The 26,651-nt window shown below is 33.1% G+C and carries 1 pseudogene; it reads left to right on the forward strand.

Going from position 1 to position 26,651, the window contains the following annotated elements:
• Positions 1-193: 193 nt before the first annotated feature.
• Positions 194-26,651 (forward strand): annotated as a pseudogene (locus BT997_RS15600) (hypothetical protein); the annotation flags it as partial.

Consider the following 26,651-nt stretch of genomic DNA (forward strand, 5'->3'; position numbering starts at 1 on the left):
TATGTTATATAACATATTATTTATTTTTATTTAAAATCTATATAAACACTATCTATAAAGTCTTTATCTCCTAATTTTATATTTATTATGTTTTTAAACATAATAAATATAAAAGAATAAATATACTTGCTTTTAAACTACTTCTATTTTAGCTATAATAATTTTAATTAAGTATTATTAAGAGGAAATTATTATGGCAACTGATAATAAATATGTAAAGTATCAAAATAAAACTGTAAAGTTAATTGATAAACCACAAGCTGATGAGAATATTTCTGTATATGTAAGACCTGGAGATTTAGTAGATTTTAAAATACCAGGTGTTGATTTAGAAGAGTTAGAATATCAATTAGTTGGCGGTGATATTGTAATTGATATCCCTAACTATGGTACTTTTACTTTTGTATCAATGGCTTTAATGGGATATAACGATACTCCTCCAAGATTTTTAACTAATTCTGGAAAACAGATGACTTTAGGTGATATTTTATCTGAAGTTGAAGAAATCAATGCATTGCCAATTGATTCTTTAGTTTCAAGTGTAGAAATAAATATTCCTGATAATACTGCTCGTGAAAATGAAGAAGGAGATTCAACAGAAAATAATCCTCAATCTACTCCTCAAATAATAATACAAGAAGTTGAAGTTGCAGCGGATGAAAATCCAGAAGATGATGAATCTCCAGCAGAGTTTGAACAACCACCTATCGAAATCCCTGAACTAGTAGAAGAAAGTCCTTTTAAGAGTAGAGATGATGCTCCTGATAGCAATTCAAAAACAGAAGAATCTGTAACTGAAGGAGCAACTCCTACTCTTACTTTTGATATTGATGTTCAGCATTTAAGTCTTAGCGATAATACAGGGGAAACTACAACTCTTACTGTTGAAGGAGGAGGAGGTACTTCTTATGATAATATTTATCCTGATACAAATACTACAGCTGATAGAGCATCAATTATTAAACAAACTGATGCAGAAGTAATTGATTATTCAAATATTACTAGTACTACAGCAAATAGTGTTGTCATAAACGCTGATAATAATACATTCTTTGGTTCAGATACTATTTCAAGAACGATAGTGATTAATCCCTCTCAACCAGAGGGGTTTGCGTTAGAAAAAATTACTTTAAGTAGTAGTAGTGCAATAGATGGTTTTGTTGCTGCTTATGGAACAGTTGTTGGAAGTACTTGGGTTATACAAAAAGATGATCCAAATACCTCAGAAATTGATGGTTTTCAACTTAACTCAACAGGAGGGATAGAAGTTACTTTTTCTCTAAATAGAGTTCAATCTAATCCTAACTTTGAAGTAAATATTGCGGTAGAATCAATTTTTAGTCTAGAAAATGTTTCTCCTGAGAATTTAGCAACAATTGAAACTCCTGTTACCACTTTTTTAACTTATGAAAAAAGTTATGGGGCAAATGTAAAAGAGATAAGTAATATTAATGACCCTGATGAATATTTATTTGATTCTTTTGTAAATGGACAAGGACAAGTTGTTGAAACGGGATTTGTTATTACAAGTAATATAAATGATAATATTATTTATGGTTCTGAAACTGTTTCAAATACTATTAATGGAGGAATATCTAATGATACTGTTACTACAGGTGTAGAGAATGATACAATTTATGGTAATGCAGGTAATGATACTATCACTTCTGGACTTGGTGATGACATAGTTGATGGTGGCGATGGAGATAGAGATACATTAGATTTTTCTTCGATTGATAATTTAAATAATATAGGTGTTGATGCAAATCTTACTTCTGGAATAGTAACGGGAGATGGAAATGATACAGTTTCTGGAATTGAAGATATTATTGGTACTCAAGACAATGATACTTTAACAGGAGATTCATCAGTAAATATTTTAAAAGGTGAAGATGGAGTAGATACATTATTTGGTAATGCAGGAGATGATACATTAGAAGGTGGTGCTTCATCAGATACATTAGAAGGTGGACTTGGTGATGACTTATTAAAAGGTGACTCTGGAAATGATACTGTAAGTTATAAAAATGCTACAAGTTCAACAACAGCTGGAGTAACTGTAAATTTAGAAGATGATGTAAATAATCCAAGTAAGGGAAGTGCTTCAGGTATAGATGGAAATGATACTTTATATGATTTTGAAAATGTAATAGGGTCAAACTTTAATGATACTATCACCGGAAATGGTTCATCAAATATTATAAATGCATTAGATGGTGATGATTATATTGTTGGATTAACGGGTAATGATACAATTGATGGTGGAGAGGGGGTTGATACAGTAGATTTCTCAAATGCTAGTTCTTCAGAAGAGATTGACTTATCCATAAATAGGGCAAGAGGTGCAGAGGGTACTGACAGACTTTATAATATTGAAAATGTAATTGGTTCAGATCACAAAGATGAAATAACAGGTAATGATGAAAATAATGTATTAGACGGTAGAGAAGATGATGATACTATTTCTGGTGGGCTTGGTGATGATACATTACTAGGTGGTTTAGACGATGATACATTATTAGGTGGACTTGGTGATGATACTATAAATGGTGGAGAAGATTCAGATACTGCAAATTATAATGATATTACAACTGGTGGAGTTGAAGTAAGTCTAAAAACTCAAAATGTTTCGCAAGATACAGTAAATGCGGGAGATGATGTTCTTATTGATATTGAAAACTTAATAGGTACTACTTTTGACGATACTTTAGATGGTGATTCAATTGCAAACTCAATTATTGGTGGGGCTGGGAATGATACTATAACTACAGGTGGAGTTTCTGGTTTAGGAAATGATTATATCGATGGTGGAAGTGGAAGTGATGATTTATTAAGTTTTATTGATAGTCCAAATGCAATTACATTGGATTTAGCAGTTACCTCTTCACAAGATAGTGGTTTTGGAAGTTTAATAATAAGAAATATAGAAAATGTTGAAGGAAGTAATAATAATGATATTATCAAGGGTAATTTAAGTGCGAATACTCTTTATGGATTAGATGGAAACGATACTTTAGTAGGAAGAGAAGGAAATGACTTCTTAGATGGTGGAGCTGATATCGATGAAGTTGATTACTCTGATGCAAGCACCGCAGTTAACTTAACTCTTGCAGAAATAGGTTTAACTGCAACAGCTTCAATTGGTTCAGAACAAGATACTATAAAAGATATAGAGAATATAACAGGTTCAAATTTTGCAGATACATTAGGTGGAAATAGTCAAGATAACAGTATTGATGCAGGTTTAGGTGATGATTTATTAATAGCTAGTAATGGAAATGATATATATGAAGGAAGAGCTGGTAGTGATACAGTTGATTATAGTTCGAGATCAAATAGTATAAATGTAGAATTAAAAGCTAATCAAGAAGCAAAACTTCAGGAAAATTTAATAGATAAAGATTCGTTATTTAATATCGAAAATGTTATAGGTTCAACTGTAAATGATACTATAAAAGGTGATTCACTAGATAACACATTAAAAGGTCAAGAAGGTGATGATACATTATATGGAGCAGGTGGAAATGATTATATTGATGGAGGTATAGAAGCTGATAGTTCACAAGGAAATGATACTGTTGATTATTCTGCTACTATTATTTCAGGAGTAACTGTTGATTTAAGTAATACTGGACAACAAAATATTAGTGGAACAGAAGGCTTTGATACTATAGTAAATATTGAAAATATTGTAGGATCTGGCTTTGATGATATATTAAGTGGTAATGCAGAAGATAATACGCTTGATGGAGCAGGTGGTGATGATACTTTAAAAGGTGGAGCTGGAGATGACTCTTTTATAGGTGGTACTGGAGTTGATACAGTTGATTATAGTGATGTTACACAAGATTTAAATGTTGATTTAAAATCTTTAACTCCAACGCAAGTTGCACCAGGACAAGGAACTGATTCTTTTAACTCAATTGAAGGAGTTATTGGTGGAAGTGGAGATGATACACTAATTGGTACTGATGGCGCAAATAATATTGTTGGTGGAAGTGGAGATGACACTTTAAGTGGATATGGAGTAACTGATGGTTCAGGTGGAGTTGATACTATTGATGGTGGAGCAGACAAAGATTTAATCAGTTTTGGTTTTACATCTGACAAGCTGGAAATTGACTTATCAAATAGTAGTGAACAAAATAGTGGTGTTGGAAAACTTGTAGTTACAAATGTTGAAGATATTTATGGTGGATATGGAGATGATACTCTAACAGGTAGCAATGAGGATAATACTATAAATGGTAGTATTGGTTCAGATAAACTTTTTGGAAGTGCCGGAAGTGATACTTTAAATGGAGGAAAAGATTCTGATCATCATAGATTTACTATAACTTCTAATGGTACAATATCTTTTATTGTAGGTGGAGTTTTAATATCTGCTACTGGAGCAAATGCAAGTGAACAGATAAGTAATATCATTGCTGAATTTAATTCTCAAAATGCTTCAAATATACTAGAACTAGGAACAATAGGTACAGATGGAACATATATATATGTTGATTCTGAACAAACTGTAAATACTCCTGTAAATTTAACTCAAAAGAATGATTTTGTAGCTATAGATACTGTTGATTACTCTACTTTATCAGGTATTTCTGTTAATGTAGATATGACAGCTCAAACTGTAATTAAAACTGATGGTGGAACAACTACAACGGATACTATTATTGATATAGAAGAAGTTATTGGTGGAAGTGGTAATGATACTTTAATAGGTGATGCAAATGATAATATCCTAAGAGGTGGAGCGGGAGATGACTCTATTGATGGTGGATTAGGAAGTGATACTCTTTATGGAGATGCAGGAAATGACTCTTTTATATCTTCTGTTGGTGATGGAATAGATACTATTTATGGTGGAGCTGATAGTGATACTGTTGATTATAGTGTAGAATCAAATAATATAGTAGTTACACTTGATGGAGTTAATCAAACTAGAGTAAAGATAAATGGAACAGATAATGACTTTATTCAAGAAGTAGAAAATATTATAACAGGTAGTGGCGATGATACAGTAACTGGTGATAGTAATGATAATACATTTTTCACAAATGATGGAGATGACACTGTACAAGGTGGTGAAGGTGATGATTACTTTGATGGTGGAGATAATACTGCAGGAATAGGTGATAAAGCAGATTATTCTTACTTAACTGGAAGTACAGGTATTAATGTTGATTTATCAAGTAATAGCGCTACAGATTTAGGTGCAGGAACAGAAGTTGGAAGTGATACTTTAGTTAATATCGAAAATGTACTTGGTTCTAAAAATGATGACATTATTGAAGGAAATTCTTTAAATAATACTTTAGAAGGTGCTTTAGGTGCTGACTCATTAGTAGGTAATGATGGCGATGATACATTACTTGGTGGTACGGGAAATGATATCTTAAAAGGTGGAATAGGTAATGATATTTTAAATGGAGGAGCTGATATTGATACAGCTGACTTCTCAGATGCAAATGCTGGTGTAAATATTGATTTAAGTGATACCGGATCAGTTGCTATTGGAGCTGGTCTTGGTACGGATACATTTATTGATATAGAAGGTGCTATTGGTGGAGACTATGATGATACATTAAAAGGTACAGAGGATGCTAACTCTTTAGTTGGTGGTATAGGAAATGATACTTTATTAGGAAATGGAACAGATTCTTTAACTACTCCTGATACATATGATTACTTAGATGGTGGTGCAGGAGATGAAGATTTTGTAAGCTATGATGGTGAGACTGGAAATGTAACATTAAATTTAGGTTTAAACTATACTACTAATTCTGGAGATGGACATATCTTTAATGATAGTGATAATTCAGTTTTTAATTATCAAGATGGTGGTGCTGCTGGAAATGTTCAAATAAAAAATGTAGAAAATCTTCAAGGTGGAGATGGTGATGATACTTTTATAGGTAATGATTCTTCAAATACATTATTTGGTGGTGCAGGAGATGACTTACTAAGTGGTGGTTCAGGTAATAATTACTTAGATGGTGGAACAAATAATGTTCTAGGAGATACAGCTGATTATTCTAATATTACTAATAGTCTTGGAATTGGAGCTGATTTTAATGCTGGTACAGATTCTGGAAGTTTATTTGGAGAAGTAAATTATAATGGGACACAAGTTGATGTATTAAAAGATATTGAAAATCTTAGAGCTTCAAAAAATGATGATACTATTATTGGTGATACTGATGATAATGTTTCAAACGTATTTGAAGGTATGGGTGGAGCTGATATTATAAATGGTGGTTCTGGGGATGATACTATTTATGGTGCACAAAATGGAAATGACTTAACAAGTATAGATACTGCGGATATAGATACTGCGGATACTCTTAGTGGTGGTTCTGGAAATGATACAGTATACGGACAAACAGGAGATGATACTTTAATAGGTAATGAAGGTATAGATACACTAAATGGTGGTTCAGGTAGCGATACAGTTGATTATTTATATTTAGATAGTGGAAATGATAGTGTAAGTGTTGATTTTACTTCAAACAGTGCAAATGATTCAAGTGATACTGATACTTTAATAAATATAGAAAATGCTTCAGGAAGTAAAAATAATGATACTTTTATTATGGCAAGTGGAACTACTTCTAATATAATTGATGGTAAAAATGGAATAGATACAATTGATTATTCTAATTATACTACAAATGCAATTACTGTTGATTTAGGAAACTCTGCTTCTCAGGAGATTACAACAGGTGACAATGATACTATTTTGAATATTGAAAATCTTATAGGAACGGCTTTAGATGATACTATCACTGGTTCAAATTCAGATAATACATTAAATGGAAGTGAAGGTAGTGATAGATTTTTCTCAAGTTCAGGAAATGACACTATAGATGGTGGAGTAGATGCAACATCAAATGATACAGATATAGCTGACTATTCAAATGCATCAACTAGAATAATTGTAACAGGTGGAAATAGTGTAAATAAAAATACAGGATTTACAGATACTTTACAAAATATAGAAGAGATTCAAGGAACAGACTTCTTAGATACTATGACCGGTGGAGCTTCAAAAGATATATTTAAAGGTGGAGATTCTAGTGATACTTTAGATGGTAGTGCAGGAGATGACACTTTATATGGTGAGAATGGAGATGATACCTTAATAGGTGGAACGGGTAATGATGAACTAAGAGGTGGTAATAATTTAACAGCTGGTGATACAGTTGATTATAGTAGTAGAAATGAGAGTGTAACACTAACTTTAAATTCTGGTTCTGGAACTACAACAGTAGGAGTTTCAGGTGAAACAGATAGTCTATTTGAAATTGAAAATATAAGAGGTTCACAAGTTGATGATGAGATAACTGGTGATGCTAATGCAAATGTATTAAATGGATTTACTGGTGATGATACATTAATTGGTGGCGCTGGAATTGATACTTTAAAAGGTGGAGATGATGATGACACTCTATCTGGTGGAAGTGAAGTAGATTATATTTTTGGTGAAGAGGGTGATGATACTATTGTTGATAGTGAATTCACTGGTGATGAAATAGATGGAGGAACAAATACAACAGTAGGTGATACTATTGATTATCATAATTTAACAGATGGAGTTACTCTTAATTTAAATGATTCTAATACAAGTTCAGTTTTTGTAAAAGTAGGTTCTGATGTAACTAATCACAAAATTGAAAATATTGAAAATGTAATTGGAACTGATGATATCGATGATATTACTGGAAATAGTTCAAATAATACACTTGATGGAAGAAATGGTAATGATATATTAAATGGTGGAGCAGGTGAAGATTATATTAGTGGTGGAGCTGATAATGATACATTAGTTGGTGGAGCCAATAATGATGAACTATATGGTGATGCAGGAGATGATACTCTAAAAGGTGGAGCAGGTAATGATATCTTAAATGGTGGAGCTGATAATGATACCGCAGATTTTTCTGATGCAAATGCATCAGTAAATATAGATTTAGGAGCTTCAGGTCTTGTAAATATTGGAGCAGGGCTTGGTTCTGATACATTTATTTCAATTGAAGGTGCAATAGGTGGTGATTTTGATGATACTCTAAGAGGAACTACTGGACAAAATACATTAATCGGTGGAGAAGGAAATGATACTCTATATGGCTTAGGAACAACTGGCGGAGTTGACTATTTAGATGGTGGAGATGGTACAGAAGATTTTGTAAGTTTCAATTATGCAGCTGCAAGTAGTGGTATTAAAGTAGATTTATCAAATACTGGTGCACAAGATATCAATGGTGGGGCTGATGATTTAATCATCAAAAATATAGAAAATATTGAAGGTGGTACAGGTAATGACTCTATTACTGGTAATGCTTCAGATAATACAATAAACTCAATATCAGGTGATGATACTATTTTTGCAAGTGGTGGGAGTGATACTATTGATGGTGGAGCTCATACTACAGGTGATACAGTTGATTATACTTCTCAATCAGGAATTACTGTTAATGTTCAAGCTGACAACTCTATTTTAGTTACTAAATCAACAGGTACAGATACCCTTACAAATATAGAAAATTTAGTTGCCTCTGCTGGTGATGATGTTATAAATGGAAATGATTCTAGTAATACTTTATATGGTGGAGATGGAAATGATACTATTGATGGAAAAGGTGGAGATGATTCATTATATGGTGAAGATGGAGATGATACTTTAATAGGTGGAACAGGCAATGACCTTTTAAATGGTGGAAATGATACTGATACAGTAGATTATAGTGATAGAACAGATGGTATTGATTTAACTTTAGTAGATGGTGATGGAACTGCTTTTATAGATACTAATGATGATGGATTAAAAGTTCATACACCAGGAGAAGAAGAGGATACATTAGTTGATGTCGAAAATGTAATAGGTTCTCAAGACCATGATATTATTGTTGGTGATGCTGGAATAAATACATTTAAAGGTGAATCAGGAAATGATTCTCTTGCAGGTGGTGCAGGTGCAGATAGACTTGAAGGTGGAGAAGGAAATGATACTCTTCAAGGTGATGCAGGTGCAGATACAATATATGGTAATACAGGTGCGGATACTTTTGTTCAAACAGCTGTTTTAAATGATACTGCAGGTGACTTAATCTATGGAGGAAGTGAAGCTGATTCTTCAAGAGGTAGTGATACAGTTGATTATAGTTCTATTTCTTCTGGAGTAACAGTTAATTTAAATGATACTGGTTTAGGGAATGTTACAGTTGGGAGTAGTGTTGATGATCACCAGTTATCAAATATAGAAAATATTATAGGTTCTACAGGAAATGATACTATTCAAGGTGATAGTGCCGATAATATTCTAGATGGACATATTGGAACAGATGATACTATATCTTATGCAAATACAACTTCATCAGTTACTGTTAACTTAGGTTCTTTAATAAATAGTGATATAGATTTTGATGCTACAAATGAAAATATAGCTGCACAAAGTGGAACAAGTAATACAGATGGTACTGATACTTTATCAAATTTTGAAAATATTATAGGTTCAGCAAATGACGATACTTTAATAGGTGATTCAAGTGCAAATACTATTAATGGTGGTATAGGTGATGATTTACTTTTAGGTGGTGCAGGAAGTGATAGTTTAATAGGTGGTACTGGAGAAAATACAGTTTCATATGCTTTAGAGTCTGCTGTAGATGCCTCTTTAAGAGCTGGAACAGGTAAGGTAGGAGCTGATACTGATCAATTTACAGATATTCAAAATATTATAGGTACAACAGGTAATGATACTATTGAAGGTGATTCAGGAGATAATACTTTAAATGCTGGTGCTGGAATTGATACTTTATCATATGCAGGAGCAGACTCTTCTGATAGTTCAGGTGTAACAGTTGATTTAAAATTAGGAGTTGTAGATACTATAAATGATGGTACGGATACTATTAGTGGTTTTGAAAATATAATAGGTTCAAATAAAAATGATATTTTAACTGGTGATGCAAGTAATAATACTATAGATGCAGGACAAGGAAATGATACTTTATCTGGTGGAGATGGTACTGATGAGTTAAACGGTGGTAGTGGTAATGATGTATTTACTATAACTTCATTAGATGTAGATGGTAATAATGATGTTATAAATGGTGATGGTAATACAGATACAATAGATTATAGTGCAATAAATTCAGCGTATCATGTTGAAGTTAACTTAGATACTCCAAGTGCAGAAGTCTTTAATGGAACAACATCTTTAGATAGTGATACTATAAGTGGTATAGAAAATATTATAGGTAGTTCAAATGATGATACTATAATTGGTGATGCAAACTCTAATAAACTTGAAGGTAAAGGTGGGGATGATACTTTAGATGGTGCAGGAGGAATTGATTCACTACTAGGTGGTGCAGGAAATGATACTATTATTCAAAAAGATGGAGAAACTACTGGTGATATAATTGATGGTGGTTCACATAATAGTACAGGTGATACAGTTGATTATAGTAATGTAAGTTCAAGTATAGATGTAACTTTATTAGATGGTGGAATTACTTCTGATGTTAAGATAGCAAGTGTAAATGATCATACTGTAAGAAATATAGAAAATATTATAGGTTCTTCTGTAAGTGATACTTTAACTGGTAACAATGCTGTTAATACTCTTTTAGGTGGAGATGGTGATGATACTATTGATGGTGGATTAGGAGCAGATTATTTAGATGGTCAAGGTGAAAACCTAGGAAATAAACTTACTTATGAAAGTATTTCAAACTCAGTTAGAATTGATTTAAAAAATAATACTGCAATTACTGATTTAGATAGTGATGGTTTTACTTTTGACGGAAGTGGAAATAATACAGATGCAGATGATGAACAAGATACAATCTTAAACTTTAAAATTGCAGAAGGCTCTACAAATGATGATATTTTAATTGCTGGAGATAGTGGCAATACTCTTTTAGGTGGAGATGGAGATGATACTTTATATAGTGGATTAGGTGATGATAGACTTGAAGGTGGTTTAGGTCAGAATTTATTTAAACTAGGAACAGATGAAGCAAATAATGGTATAGATACAGTAGTTGGTGGACTTGATGTTGATACTGCTGATTATAGTGATATAACAAATACTTCAAGAGATATAACAGTAGATTTAGCAGGAGCATCAGCAAGAACAGTAACTATAAGTGGAGTTGCTAGTGATACTTTACAAAGTGTTGAAAATGTAATTGGTGGAGCTGGAAATGATAATATTACTGGTGATAATGAAGATAATAGACTTGAAGGTGGTTTAGGTGATGATACTTTAGATGGTGAAGTTGGAAAAGACTTACTATATGGTGGAGCTGGCAATGATACTATCAAAGGTGGAATAGATGAAGATACTATTTATGGTGATGCGAATAATGATATTTTAGAAGGTGAAGATGGAGATGACTCATTATTTGGAGGAGCAGGAGATGATACACTTGCAGGTGGAGCTGGTATTGACTATTTAGATGGTGGAGCTCAAGACTCTGTAGGAGATAGTGTAGTTTTCTCATCAGAAACTGGAAAACTTGATTTAAATCTTAGAGATGTAGATGTAAATGGATTTGCACAAGCTAAACTTGATAATATAGGTGATGATTATCTAAAAGATATAGAAAATATAACTGCAACTAATCAAGATGATTATATAGGTGGAAATGCTTCAACAAATACAATAATTGCCTTAAATGGTGATGATACAATAGTTGGTGATGGTGGAATTGATTATTTAGAAGGTGGAGAAGGTGATGATATCTTTAAAGCTGGACTAGATGCTAATGGAGATAAAATACTAGAAGATGGAGATGATGGTGCAGATATTATTGATGGTGGGACATTAGATGAAACTAATGGAGATACTGTTGATTACTCAGCAATTTCAAAATCTATTAATGTAACTTTAAATGGCTCTACTGATACAACTGTACAAATCACTGATTATGCAAATGATACAATTAAAAATATTGAAAATGTTATAGGTTCAAGTGCAAATGATATTATAACAGGTGATAGTAATGATAATACTCTAGATGGTAGTGTAGGTGCTGATACTTTATATGGTGCAGGAGGAAATGATACTTTAATAGGTGGAACAGGTATTGATACTGTAGATTATACAAGTGCTGGTGCTAAAGTAGTTGTAGATATGAGTATTGTAAATGCTGAGGTATCACAAGATGGTGATGGTGGAATTGATAATCTTATTGATGTAGAAAAAGTTATTGGTTCTACATATGGTGATACAATTGATGGTAATGATGATGCAAATACTTTATATGGTGGAGCTGGAAGTGATACTATTTCTGGTGGATTAGGTGCTGATGATTTAAGTGGTTATGGATTAAGCAGTGGAAGTGATTCTCATATAGATACAGTATCTTATGCATATGTAGGAAGTGCTGATGAGGTAAGTGTAAACTTAAATGCTGGAACAGGTGTAGTTGATGTTTCAGGAGATACTACTGATAGTGATACTTTAAGTGATTTTGAAAATGTAATTGGTGGAGCAGGAAATGATACTATTGTTGGTTCAAATGATGTAAATATTCTTAAAGCTGGTGCTGGAAATGATACTCTTACTGGATTAAATGGAGATGATGACCTTCAAGGTGAAGCTGGAAATGATACATTCATTGCAACTGGAGTAAATGATGGAGTTGATACTATTGATGGTGGAATTGATAGTGATACAGTTGACTATAGTGTATTAGGTGTAGGAAATGAGATAACACTTACTTTAGCTGAAACAGGAAATACAAATCAAATTACAATAGCTGGTGGTGGAGATGCTGACAATATTAAAAATATTGAAAATGTAATTGCTTCACAAGGTATTGATACAATTACAGGTAATAGTGAGCAAAATACAATTTTTGGGCAAGATGGAAATGATATTGTTGATGGTAAAGCTGGAGATGACTCTTTATATGGTGAAGATGGAGATGATACTTTAAAAGGTGGAACTGGAGATGATTATATCCATGGTGGAAATAATACAGCTGTAGGAGATACAGTTGATTATTCTGATGCAACATCTGCTGTTACTGTTGATATGTCAGGTAGTTCTGTAAGTGTTGGTGCTGGACTTGGTACTGATACATTAGTTGATATAGAAAATGCTTTAGGTTCTGATTATGATGATACTTTCCATAGTGATATAAATAATGCAAATACTTTTTATGGTGGGAATGAACAAACAGTAGGTGATACAGTTGATTATTATAATTATGCAAATGGTTTAACTGATGCAAATGATAAAATTATTGTAGATATGAATGCAGGAACAGTTGCTATTACAAATGATGGAGTTGCAACTGTAACAGATGGTTTAGATGATATTGAAAATATCACTGCAACAGCAGGTGATGATACAATAACTGGAGATGGTGAAGATAATACTTTATTAGGATTAGCAGGTGATGATACAATTGCTGGTGGTTTAGGAAATGACTATTTAGATGCAAGTAGTGGAAATGATGATAGAGTTGATTATTCATATAGTGCTACGGGTGTAACTGTTGACTTAGTAAATGGTACTGGTATTGTAAATGCAAGTGATAGTGATACATTAATTGGATTTGAAAATGTTACAGGTACAAATGATAATGATACAATAATTTTAAAATCAAGTGCTGGTTCATTAGCTGGTGTTGAAAATGAGATAGATGGTGGTAGTGGTACAGATACAGTTAGTTATGAAGATTATACAGATGACTTAACTATAAATATGGGTGCAGGAGCTGTTGCTACTGGTGATAATGATATTTTAACAAATATAGAAAATGTTAAGGGTGGTACAGGTAATGATACCTTCCAAACAAATAGTGCAGTATCAAATAGAATTGATGGAAATGATGGAAATGATACTTTAGACTATAGCACTATAAATCAAACAGTAAGTGTTACTTTAAATGGTTCAACTCCAAGTGTAGTGACAATTGGTGGTGGATTAGCAAACGATACAGTTTTAAATATTGAAAATATTTCAGGTGGTAGTGTAAATGATACTATCATAGGAGATAGTGAAGATAATACTTTATATGGAAATGCAGGGGATGATACTTTAAATGGTGTGGATGGAAATGATACACTATTTGGAGGAGCTGATAATGACTCTTTAATAGGTGGAGCAGGACTTGACTCTATTGAAGGTGGTGAAGGTGATGACGATATTGAAGGTGGTTCTGAAAAAGATATCATCTATGGAGACTCTTCTACAAACTTAGCTTTAAGTGGTAATGATACTATTGATGCAGGAACTGGAAACGACACTGTTTACGGTGGATTAGGTGATGACTCTATTGAAGGTAATGCCAATGATGATAAATTAGTTGGTGATGCAGGAGTTGATATTATAAATGGTGGAACAGGAAGTGATACTATTTATGGTGATGATGAAGCAAATGTATTAGTTACAGGTTCAGGTGATACTTTAAGTGGTGGACTTGGAAATGATAAATTATATGGTGGTTATGGTGATGATACTTTAGCTGGTAATGAAAATGATGATGAAATTTATGGTGGAGCAGGTATAGATACTGTTGATTATAGATCAGCAACATCAGGAGTTACTGTTGATTTAGGTAATGATGGTTCAACTTCACAAAATATTGGTGGTGGTCAAGGACTTGACAAGATAACTGAAGTTGAAAATGTGCTTGGTTCAAGTTTTGATGATAAATTTTATGCAAATATAGCTGTAAATAATAGATTTGATGGTGGAACAAACTCAGGAACAGAAACAGATGCTGATGAAGTAAATGGTGATACAGTTGATTATAGTGATAAACTAGATCAATCAGGCGATAGTGTAACAGTTAATCTATCAACTGATGGTATAGCAACTGTTGTAGATGCAAGTGGTGTTACAACAACAGATACTTTAATAAATATAGAAAATATTACAGGAACTGCTGGTAATGATGTTATTACTGGAAGCGATGAAAAAAATACCTTAAAAGGTATGTCAGGTAATGATACTTTACAAGGTGGAGATGGTATTGATACTATTGATGGTGGAGCTGGAATTGATAAAGCTATCTATACATATGCGGGAAGTTCAGTAAATGTTGATCTTGATAGTGAAACAGCTGTTGTTAATGGAACAGATAGTGATACTTTAATTGATATAGAGAATATTGATGGTTCTTCTCATGATGATAATATTATTATGAAAGCTGGTGATAATCCAAATGTAATTGATGGTGCAGGTGGAGATGATACTGTTTCATATGAAAAATATACAACAGATGTAACCGTAAGTCTTAAAACTACAGCTTCTCAAACGGTAACTGGAAGTGATAATGATACTTTACTAAATATAGAAAACTTAGTAGGTGGTACAGGTGATGATACTCTTACTGGTTCAGATGCTGTGGATAATAGTTTAGAAGGTGGTGCAGGAGATGATAGCTTTATTGTCTCTACAGGAAATGACTATATTGATGGAGGGAGTGAAGCTTCAAGTGCAAGAGGAAGAGATACAATTGATTATAGTTCACTAACTGACGGAGATACTGATGTTTCAACTGGTGGATTAAATGTATCTTTAAATGGTTCAAATGTTGTAAACCTTACAGTTGATTCTGATAATAGTGGAACATATACAGGTTCAGATAAAGTTGATGAAATAATAAATGTAGAAAATGTAATAGGAACACAAAATAGTGATACTATTACAGGTGATACAGCTGTAAATACTTTAAGTGGTCAAGCAGGTAATGATATTTTAGATGGTGGAAGTGATGCTGATACACTTATAGGTGGAGCGGGGAATGATACCTTTAAAGGTGGTGCTGGAGACTTTGACGATGTAATTTATGGTGGAAACTTTGATGGTACAACACATACAGATAGTGGAACAGACACTATAGATTATAGCTCTGCTGTATCTTCTGTAACTGTAAATTTAGATGATACAACAGGAGAAAGTGTAGTTTCTGGTGCTACTGGATATGGAAAAAGTATTGATCAAGGTTTAGATTCACTATTTGGTATAGAAAATATTGTAGGTTCAACTTTAAGTGATAGTTTTGTAAGTGCATCAGGTGAAACAAATATTATTGATGGTGGAGATAATGGTTTAGAGGGTGATACTATTGATTATAGTTCTAAAGCAACTACAATTGATGTAACTCTAAATGGTTCAACATTAACTGATGTAACAATTACTGGTGATAGTAATGACCAAATTCAAAATATTGAAAATGTAATAGGAAGTACAAGTGCTGATACTATCTTTGGTGATAATGAAGTAAATACATTAGATGGTAATCAAGGAGATGATACTTTATCTGGTGGAGCTGGAAATGATAGAATAATTGGTGGAGCTGGAGTAAATACAGTTTCATATGATTATTCAACATCTACAGGAGTTACAGTAGATTTAGATGCAGGAACTGGTGTTATAAATGCTTCAGATAGTGATGTATTAAGTCAAATTCAAAATGTTATAGGTACAGATTTTGTAGATGAAATTACAGGTAATAGTGAAGTTAATACTTTAACTGGTGGTACAGGTAATGATACTTTCTACAGTTCTTTAAACAATGACCAAATAAATGGTGGTAATGATAGTGATACTATGGACTATAGTAATAGTACAGGAAATAAAATATCTGTTGATTTAAGTTCTAGTTCAAATGTATTAGTTGATGAATCATCAGGAGACTTTTCAAGTCCAATCTATACAGATACTTTAAATAGTATAGAAAATATTACAGGTACTCAAAATAACGATACTATCACAGGAAATACAAGTGTAAATATTTTAGATGGTGGTGATGGTGCTGATACATTAAATGGTCATGGCGGAGCAGATATTATAAATGCTGGTGCTAACGATGACCTTATTGTTATGACAAATGAAGCACAAGCAGCAGGTGATGATATAGATGGTGAGACAGGTTTTGACACTATTGATTATCAAGGTTTAGGTCAAGGTGTTACTATAAATATGGATGGAGTAACAGATGTAAATGTTACTGTAGGAGCTACAACAAATCATCACACTTTTACAGGTATTGAAAATATAATTGCTACAAATGAAATTGATAATATTACTGGTGATAGTAATGCAAATAAAATCATAGGTATGTCTGAAGATGATACTGTATTTGGTCAAGGTGGAAATGATAAACTTTATGGTGGAAATGAAGCAAATGATTTAGTTGGAAGTGGTAATGATACTTTAGATGGTCAAACAGGTGATGATACTATTTATGGTGGAGATGGACTAGATAGACTTATTGGTGGAGATGGTAAAGATATCCTTTATGGTGATGCGGGAGCAGATTCATTATTAGGTGAAATTGGTGATGATACAATTTTTGGTGGAGCTGATAATGATGACATCAAAGGTGGTCTAGGTGCTGATAGTATGTCTGGTAATGCAGGAGATGATGTATTTACTTTCCAAAGATCAGATGTAGATGATGATATTATTTATGGTGGAGATAGTAGTGCTGATGATGGAACAGATACTGTTGATTATTCTCAATCATTTAATGGTATGGAAATTGTTTTAGGTGAAGGAAATGCACAAGGAACTGCAACATCAGCTGACCAAGGAAATGATTCTTTATATGGTATAGAAAATGTTATTGGTTCTAACACAGATGTTTACTCTGATACTATTACTGGTAATAGTGAAGTAAATACATTAAGTGGACTTGCTGGTGATGATACGTTATATGGACTTGCAGGGGCTGATACACTATTAGGTGGAGCTGATGATGATGAACTTCATGGAGGAAATGATTCCGACTCAATAGATGGTGGAACAGGTGATGATAAAATCTATGGAGATGCAGCTGCTGATAATTTAACAGGTGGAACAGGTGATGATACATTCTTCTTAAGTGCAAATGATGGATTAGATGTAATTGATGGAAATGCAGATAGTGATACTATTGATTACTCAGCTATTACAACAGGAACTCCTGGAACTGATGGAGTTGTTGTAACATTAAATGGTTCAACACAAACTACAGTAACTATAAATGGGGTTAACCAAGATTTAATTACAAATATTGAAAATGTAGTAGGTACTTCAAATAATGATACTTTCACAGGCGATGCAGGAGATAATAGCCTAAGTGGTGGAGCTGGAATTGATGAAGTAAGATATGATTATGCAACATCAGGAGTTACTGTTGATTTAGAAAATGGTACAGCAACTGAAACAGCAGGAACTGATACTTTAAGTAGTATAGAAAATGTTCTTGGTTCAAATTTTGATGATACATTTATTACAGCAAGTGGAGTTACAAATGTAATTGATGGAGCTGGACATACAAATGGTGATATGATTGATTATAGTTCTAGAAATAATTCAATAAATGTAACACTAAATGGTTCAACTTTAACAACTGTAGCAGTAAGTGGTGATAATGATGACCACATTAGAAATATAGAACATGTAACGGGTTCAACAAATGATGATACTATCACAGGTGATACTTCAGTTAATACTCTATTAGGTATGGATGGTGATGATACTATTTCTGGAAATGGTGGAGCTGATTATATTGATGGTGGAGCTGGTGATGATGAGATTACTGGTGGTGCAGATGCAGACTCTTTATTTGGTGGAGCTGATAATGATATTTTTAAAGGTACTGATTTTACAGGTGATGAAATTGATGGTGGCTCAAATACAACAGCTGGTGATACTGTTGATTATTCAGCTGTAGCAACGCATGGTGTTACAATAGATTTAGATACTACAAATACAAGTATTGTAACAATAAATGCACAAACTCATATTGTGACAGATATTGAAAATGTAATAGGTACAGACCAAGCTGATAATATAACTGGAGATTCAAATAATAATATCTTATCAGGAAATGATGGTGCTGATATTATTTCAGGTGAAGAGGGTGAAGATACTATTATTGGTGGACTTGGAGTTGATGAATTACATGGTGGAGATAATACCGATATTATTTATGGTGATGATGAAGCTAGTACTGATGTAGCAGGAGCAAATGATACTTTATTTGGTGATGCTGGAAATGATTCACTTTATGGTGGATATGGAGATGATACTTTAGATGGTGGTGTTGGAAGTGATAGATTATTTGGTGGGGCTGGAAGTGATACAGCTGATTATACAAATGCAACATCTGCTATTGAAGCAAATTTAGTAAATAAAAGAGTTGATATAGGTGTAACAGATATTGATAATTTATCAAGCATTGAAAATATCACGGGTTCTGATCTTGCAACAGGTGATACAATTATTGGTGATTCAAACGATAATACTCTTCTTGGCCTTGCAGGTGATGATACTATTTCAGAAGGTGCAGGTGCAGACTTCGTAGAAGGTGGAGCTGGTGATGATTATATTATTGCTGGGGCTGGAGATGACCATATTGATGGTGATACATCAGGTGGAAACGATGGTAGTGATACTTTAGATTATAGTACTTTAACTTTAACAGGTAGTGGTATAGATATTGATTTATCAGATACAAGTGCTCAGTTAGTACATACAAGTTATGGTAATGATACGATTACAAATATTGAAAATGTAGTAGGCTCTGATAATAACGATACGATAAGTGGTAATAGTTTATCAAATACTTTAGAAGGTGGGAGAGGAAATGACTCTTTAGTCGGACTTGATGGGGCTGATAGATTAATCGGTGGAGCTGATGAAGATACTGCTGATTATAGTTTAGGAAGTCCTACTGCTGGTATTGATATTGATATGACCAAAGTACAAACTGATAATGATACTTCTACATATAGAGTTCAAAATGATGGATTTGGAAATAGAGAGTTTATTGATGGTATTGAAAATATTATAGGTACAAATCACAATGATACTATTTATGGTGCAGATGGTACAAATACATTAATTGGTGGAGCTGGTGATGATACTTTAAGAGGTGGTGCTGGAGCTGATTATTTAGATGGTGGTGCAGATGACGATACAGTTGATTTTTCAGATTTAACTGATAATAATGATGCATTAGTATTAGACTTAGATACAAATGATACGACAGCTGATGGTTCAAGTGGTAAAGCAACATCAAATGGTACGGAAGATTTTATTGTAAATATAGAACATGTAGTTGGTACAGAGAAAGATGATGAAATAACAGGAGATCACAATCAAAATACGATTATTGGTGGTGATGGAAGTGATACATTAAGATTTGATTATGCGAATGTTGATGCAACAGTAGGAGTTACAGTTGATTTATCTGCAGCTGCAGCTTCAAGAGTTGTAAATGATAGATTTGGAAATACAGAGTATATTGATCAAATAGAAAATATAGTTGGAAGTGATTTATCAGATACAATTATTGGAGATAGCGAAGATAATAAACTTGAAGGTTTGGCTGGTATTGACTCATTATTTGGTAATAGTGGAAATGATACTTTAGTTGGTGGAGATGGTGCAGATAGCTTTAGAGGTGGATTAGGAGCAGATACAATTTATGGTGGAGCAGAAAATCCAGCTTTAAATGATGGCTTTAATGATGTTGTAGACTATTCTCAATCAACAAGTGGAGTTGAAGTAAACTTATCAACAACTGGTTCTTATACAATTAGTAATGAAGAAGTTAAAAACTTTGGAACACAAGCTGCAAATGGTGATGGAATAGGAAATGATAGACTTTATGATATTCAAAATATTATTGGTTCAGATAATGGGAATGATATTTTAATAGGAAATAGTGAAGTAAATACTATTTTTGCGGGTGGAAATTCTGATACTATTTTAGGTGCTGGTGGTGCTGATACTATTTATGGTCAAGGTGGAGATGACACTATCTTAGGTGGTCTTGATGGAGATACTATTTATGGTGGAGATAATTTAGCTGATGATGGTGATGCTGATTGGGCAGATTATAGTTATATCACTCTTGCAGATGGAACACAGCTTACAATTGATTTAAATGACACTGCAAAAGAAGTACAAGATTCTAGTGACTCAAATATTTTTGATAATTTAATTGATATTGAAAATGTTAAGGGTGGAGCAAATAACGATATCCTTATAGGTGAAAATAGTAGTTATACTCAAGTTAATACTTTAGATGGATATAAAGGTGATGATACTTTTTATGCTTCAAAAGGTGTTGATCATATTATAGGTGGAGAAGGTATTGATACTTTAGATTATAGTAATATTGATACTGACGGAAGTACTGGAAATACTGATGATGATGGAAATGCAGTTACGGTTGATTTAGGTACAGGAAGTGCAATAAATGATGGTTTTGAAAATGGTGGAACACCAGTAGTAGATATAATATCTGGAATTGAAGTTGTAATTGGTACTAGAGGAAATGATACTTTATATGGAGATGCATTTAGCAATACTTTAAATGGTTTAGATGGAAATGATATTATTGAAGGTAGAGAGGGTACAGATTCACTTTTAGGTGGAGCAGGAAATGATACTATTGATGGTGGAGATAATAATGATATTATCAATGGTCAAGCTGATAATGATACTCTAACTGGTGGTCTAGGAAATGACACTTTAGATGGTGGAGCAGGAAATGATTCCTTTATTTTTGATAAAGGAAATGACACTATAACAGGTGGAGCAGATTCTGATCATCTTTCTTATTCTGCATCAGCTGATTATGGAGTAACTGTAACTCTTGGTGATGGAACAGGAACTGTTGAAGCAGATGTTGATGGAACAGATATTTTATTAGATCATATTGAAACAATTACTGGTTCAAATTTAAAAGATATTATTACAGGATATAATGGAACTGATAATGGTGGAAACTATAATGATACATTCCTAAGTAGTGGTGGTAGAGATACTATCAATGCAGGTATTGGTAATGATGTAATTGAAGCAGGAACTGGAAATGACCTTATAAATGGACAAGCAGGAAATGATACTATTGATGGTAATGGTGGAACTGATACAGTTACATTTGAAGATGCAGGACAAGGTATTATAGTTCATTTAGATGCAGTTGATGATACAAGAACTGCTACTACAAATAGTGTAGAAGTTGTTGAAGATGGTTTTAGTGGACAAGATCAAGTTTCAAATGTTGAATATGTAATTGGTTCTAATTATGACGATACAATAGGTGGAAGTTCATCATATAATAGTATTTCTTCAGGTACAGGAGATGATACACTATTTATATCTTTAGGTGATGATGATTTAGATGGTGGTACAGGAACAGACTGGATTAGTAATCAGAAACTAGATTCTAGTATCTCTCTTACAAATCAATCAGGATACAACAGAGGTACAACTTTAACAAATATTGATAATATTTTAGATGTAAATGAAGCAGTAACAGGTACTGGTGCAACAAATGGTAGATATTTTTTAGCTAATAATAATGCAAATTCTATGATTTTATATGGTGGAGATGATAGAGCAGTAGGTTATAGTGGAGATGATATTTATGATTTAGGTGCAGGAAACGACATAGCTTATGCAGCAACAGGAAATGACACTATTTTAGGTGGAATAGGAACTGATACAGTAGATTATAGAAGTTGGGTAGGAACTAATCAAGCAATTGTTTTTGATGCAGAAAATACACTTTCAATTGATGTTGATTCTAATTTAGATGGAACAACTGATGTTACAGCTGACTTTTATATAGTTACAAATGATGGTAGAGGTGCAACAGATTATATAAATTCTGTAGAAAATTTTACTGGGGATAATTACAATGATACGATTAAATTTGATGATAATGCAAATGTTATAAATTCAGTTGAAGGTAATGATACCGTTTGGGGTAGAGGCGGTTCTGATACTATCTATGCTGGAACTGGAGCAGATATAGTTTATGGTGGAAATGCTGAAGATATAGATGGATCAGGAACAGTTGATGGTGAGAATAGTGCAGATACAATCTATGGTCAAAATGGAAATGATACATTATATGGTGAAGCCGGAGATGACTACATAGATGGTGGAGAGAACGACGATACTATTTATGGTGGAGATGGAGATGATAGATTAATCGGCGGAATTGATAATGATACCATTTATGATGGAGATGGAAATGATAGTATAAGTGCTGGTGCTGATGATGATATAGTTTATAATTCAGTAGGGGTTGATACTATTGATGGAGGTACTCATAGTATTGGTGATAGACTATTATTCCAAGGAACAGATGCAAATGCAAATGGTATTTGGGTTGACTTAACATCTACTTCTAACAATGCTAGAGATATGTATGATAATACAGAAACAATAACAAATATCGAACATGTTACTGGAACAGATAATAGTGATACAGTTGTAGGAAATGATGAAATAAATACTCTTTTAATGGGTGATGGAAATGATACAGTATATGCTTCACATGCAAATGATTATATAGATGGTGGAGATGGTGATGAAGATTTATTAGACTTTAGTACTATTACTACTCTAAATGGTGTTGATATAGATATAAACTCTTTAAATACTGCAGATTATCAAATTAATGGTCAAGCTTCAGCTTCAAATGATGTAATTTACAATATTGAAAATGTAAAAGGAAGTGCCCAAAATGATGTAATTCAAGGTAAAAATGATGCACTAAATGGAAATACTTTATGGGGTGGAGCGGGTGATGATACTTTATATGGTTACAAAGGTGAGGATAGTTTATTAGGTGAAGCTGATGATGATACATTAATTGGTGGAGATGATGATGATTATCTTGATGGTGGAGATGATAATGATACTTTAAATGGTGGACTAGGAGATGATAATTTAATTGGTGGCCTAGGAATAGATACAATTACTTTTGAAGACTCAATTGTTGGAGAAAAAGTAAATATTGCAACTATTGCACAAGGTGGAATATCAGCAAACACAGCTACTGGGGAAGGAAATGATACTTTAAGTAGTATAGAAAATGTAATAGGAAGTAATTTAAGTGACACTATTTATGGAAATAGTGGTGCTAATAGTATTAATGGTGGAATAGATAATGATACACTTTATGGTATGGATGGAGTTGATACTATAAATGGTGGAGCTGATAATGACTATATTGATGGTGGAGCTGGTGATGATTCATTATTTGGAGATAGTGGTGATGATACCTTTATCACAACAGCTGGTGATGATACAATTACTGGTGATACGGGAATAGATATTGTTGATTATAGTACTATTGCTGAAACTATTGATATTACTTTAGATGCAGCCGGAACTGATATTATAGCAGATGGTGATACTGATAGATTAATTACAGTTGAAGGAATAATTGCAACGGCACAAGCTGACACAATTATAGGTAATGACCAAAATAATGTATTTGAAGGTAGAGCTAGTAATGATACGTTAGTTGGAAATGCAGGAGATGATACTATCTTAGGTGGTGCAAATGATGATACTATCTCAGGTGGTAGTGGTGATGATACTCTTGATGGTGGTGTAGGGACAGATTGGTTAGATTATTCTACGAGTGATTCTGGTGCAGCAACTTCTATCAATGTAAACTTAAGAGCACAAACAGCAACAGGAGATGGTACTGATACTATTACAACTTTTGAGCATATTAGAATGGGTAATGGAACTAATATTATTGAAGGTGATGCAGAATTTAACTCTATTGTTGGTGGTACTGGAGATGATACCTTAAGTTATAGTGGTACAACTGATTCTGTAACTATTAATATTACAGGAAGCGGTAGTGGTAATGTTTCTGGTGATGGTAATGATGTATTTGAAAATATTGAAGATTTTATTGGTTCAAATCAAACTGATACATTAAATAATGACTCAATAGATGGAATAGAATTTGATGGTTTAGATGCAACTGATAAAGTTGATTATACAGGGTTAGGAACAGCTGCAACAGTTACTATTGATAATACAAATCCTATAACAGTTACAAGTGTAGGACAAACAGATACATTAACAAATGTTGAACATATTGTTACTGGAAGTGGTGATGATACATTCAACTATACAGGAACAACTAATGTAACTATTCTTGATGCAGGTGCAGGAACTGATAGTTTATCATTATCTGGTACAGTTGATTTATCAGGTATTACTTTATTAAACTTTGAAGATATCTCAGTAGCAGATGGAAATACTGCAACAATAAGTGCAATTAATTTAGATGATGAGACTTTAACAATAAACACAAATACAACAGGTATTCTTAATATTGTCGCAACATCTACACCTATTGATCATGATTTTGATGGAATTACAAAAAACGGTACAGGAACAGTTAATTTAATAGTAAATAATAGTGTTGATTTAACTGGACATGATATAAATGGAACAAACAATATAATTGATGAAATTCAAGTTACAAGTGGAACTGTAACTTTAACTGAAGCACAAGTAACAAGTGGAACAGTTGTTGTAAATGGAGCAGGAAGTGCTGTTGTAGAAGTAAGCTCTGATAGTTCAACTGATTTTAGTGCAGTATTAGCTTTAGATACAGCTTCTAATGAAACTATTCAATTTACTGCAAACTCTACATTTAGTGGAGATTTTGGTGATTCAAATATAACTGTAGATACAGGAGCAACACTAACAACTACATTTAATAAACTAAATGGGAAGACAGCAGTTTTAAGTGGTGATGGTAATGTTACTTTAAGTGATGCAAATGTTGATGCCTCAGATGTAGATGATGTAGCAGCTGCAATAAATGGAGCAGTAACAGCTACAATAACAACAGGAGCAGTAACAAGTACTTTAGCTGCAATTACAAATGTAAATACAAGTGATAATATAACATTTACAACAAATGATACAACAGGTGTTGATGCTTCTGATTTAGTTGCTCTTAATGCAAAAGTAGATGTATCAGATTATAGTTCAATAATTGGTTTAACAGAAGTATTTAGTACTGCAAATGTAGGAACAGTAGTTAGTAATGCTTTAGGATTGTTAGATGGCAATGAAACTGCTGAGATTACTGGAGGAGCTATAAGTGCAAGTGATGTAAATAGTATAGCAGGAGCAACTAGTGGAGCAGTAACAGCAACAATAACAACAGGAGCAGTAACAAGCACACTAGGAGCGATAGGGAATGTAGATGTAAATGATGTAATAACATTTACAACAAACGATACAAGCGTAGATGCGAGTGATTTAGTAGATTTAAATGCTTTAGTAGATAACTTCACAACAACATCAGTAGCAACAATAACAGAAGCATATAATACAGTAGGCTTAACAACAGAGATAAGTGATGCCTTAGCAATAGTAGCAAATGCAAATGTAACAATAACAGGCGGAAGTATCAGTGTAGCAAATACAAATACAATAGATGGTGCAACAACAGGAGTAGTAACAACAGATATAACTGAAACAGATGCAACAACATTAGCAACACTAACAGATGCAAATGGGAATAATGTATATACAGCAACAATAAATACAGCTTCAGTAGATGCCTCAGTGTTTAATGGAATATCAACAGTAATAGATAACCTAACAGATGGAGGAGTTACAACATTAACAGAAGATGCAGCAGATTTCGCAGAAGTAAATACAGCCTTAACAGGTGGAGTGTTAGATGGGAATGAAGCAGTAACAATAACAGGAGCAATAAGCGCAACAAATGTAAATGGAATCCTAGGAAATACAAGTGGGATAGTGACAGCAACCGTGTCAAGTGATACAGCTTCAAATTTAAATACAAATCTAAGTAATGCAAGTGCTTCTGATTCATTAA

The organism is Arcobacter sp. LA11 (assembly GCF_001895145.1).
Taxonomy (GTDB): domain Bacteria; phylum Campylobacterota; class Campylobacteria; order Campylobacterales; family Arcobacteraceae; genus Halarcobacter.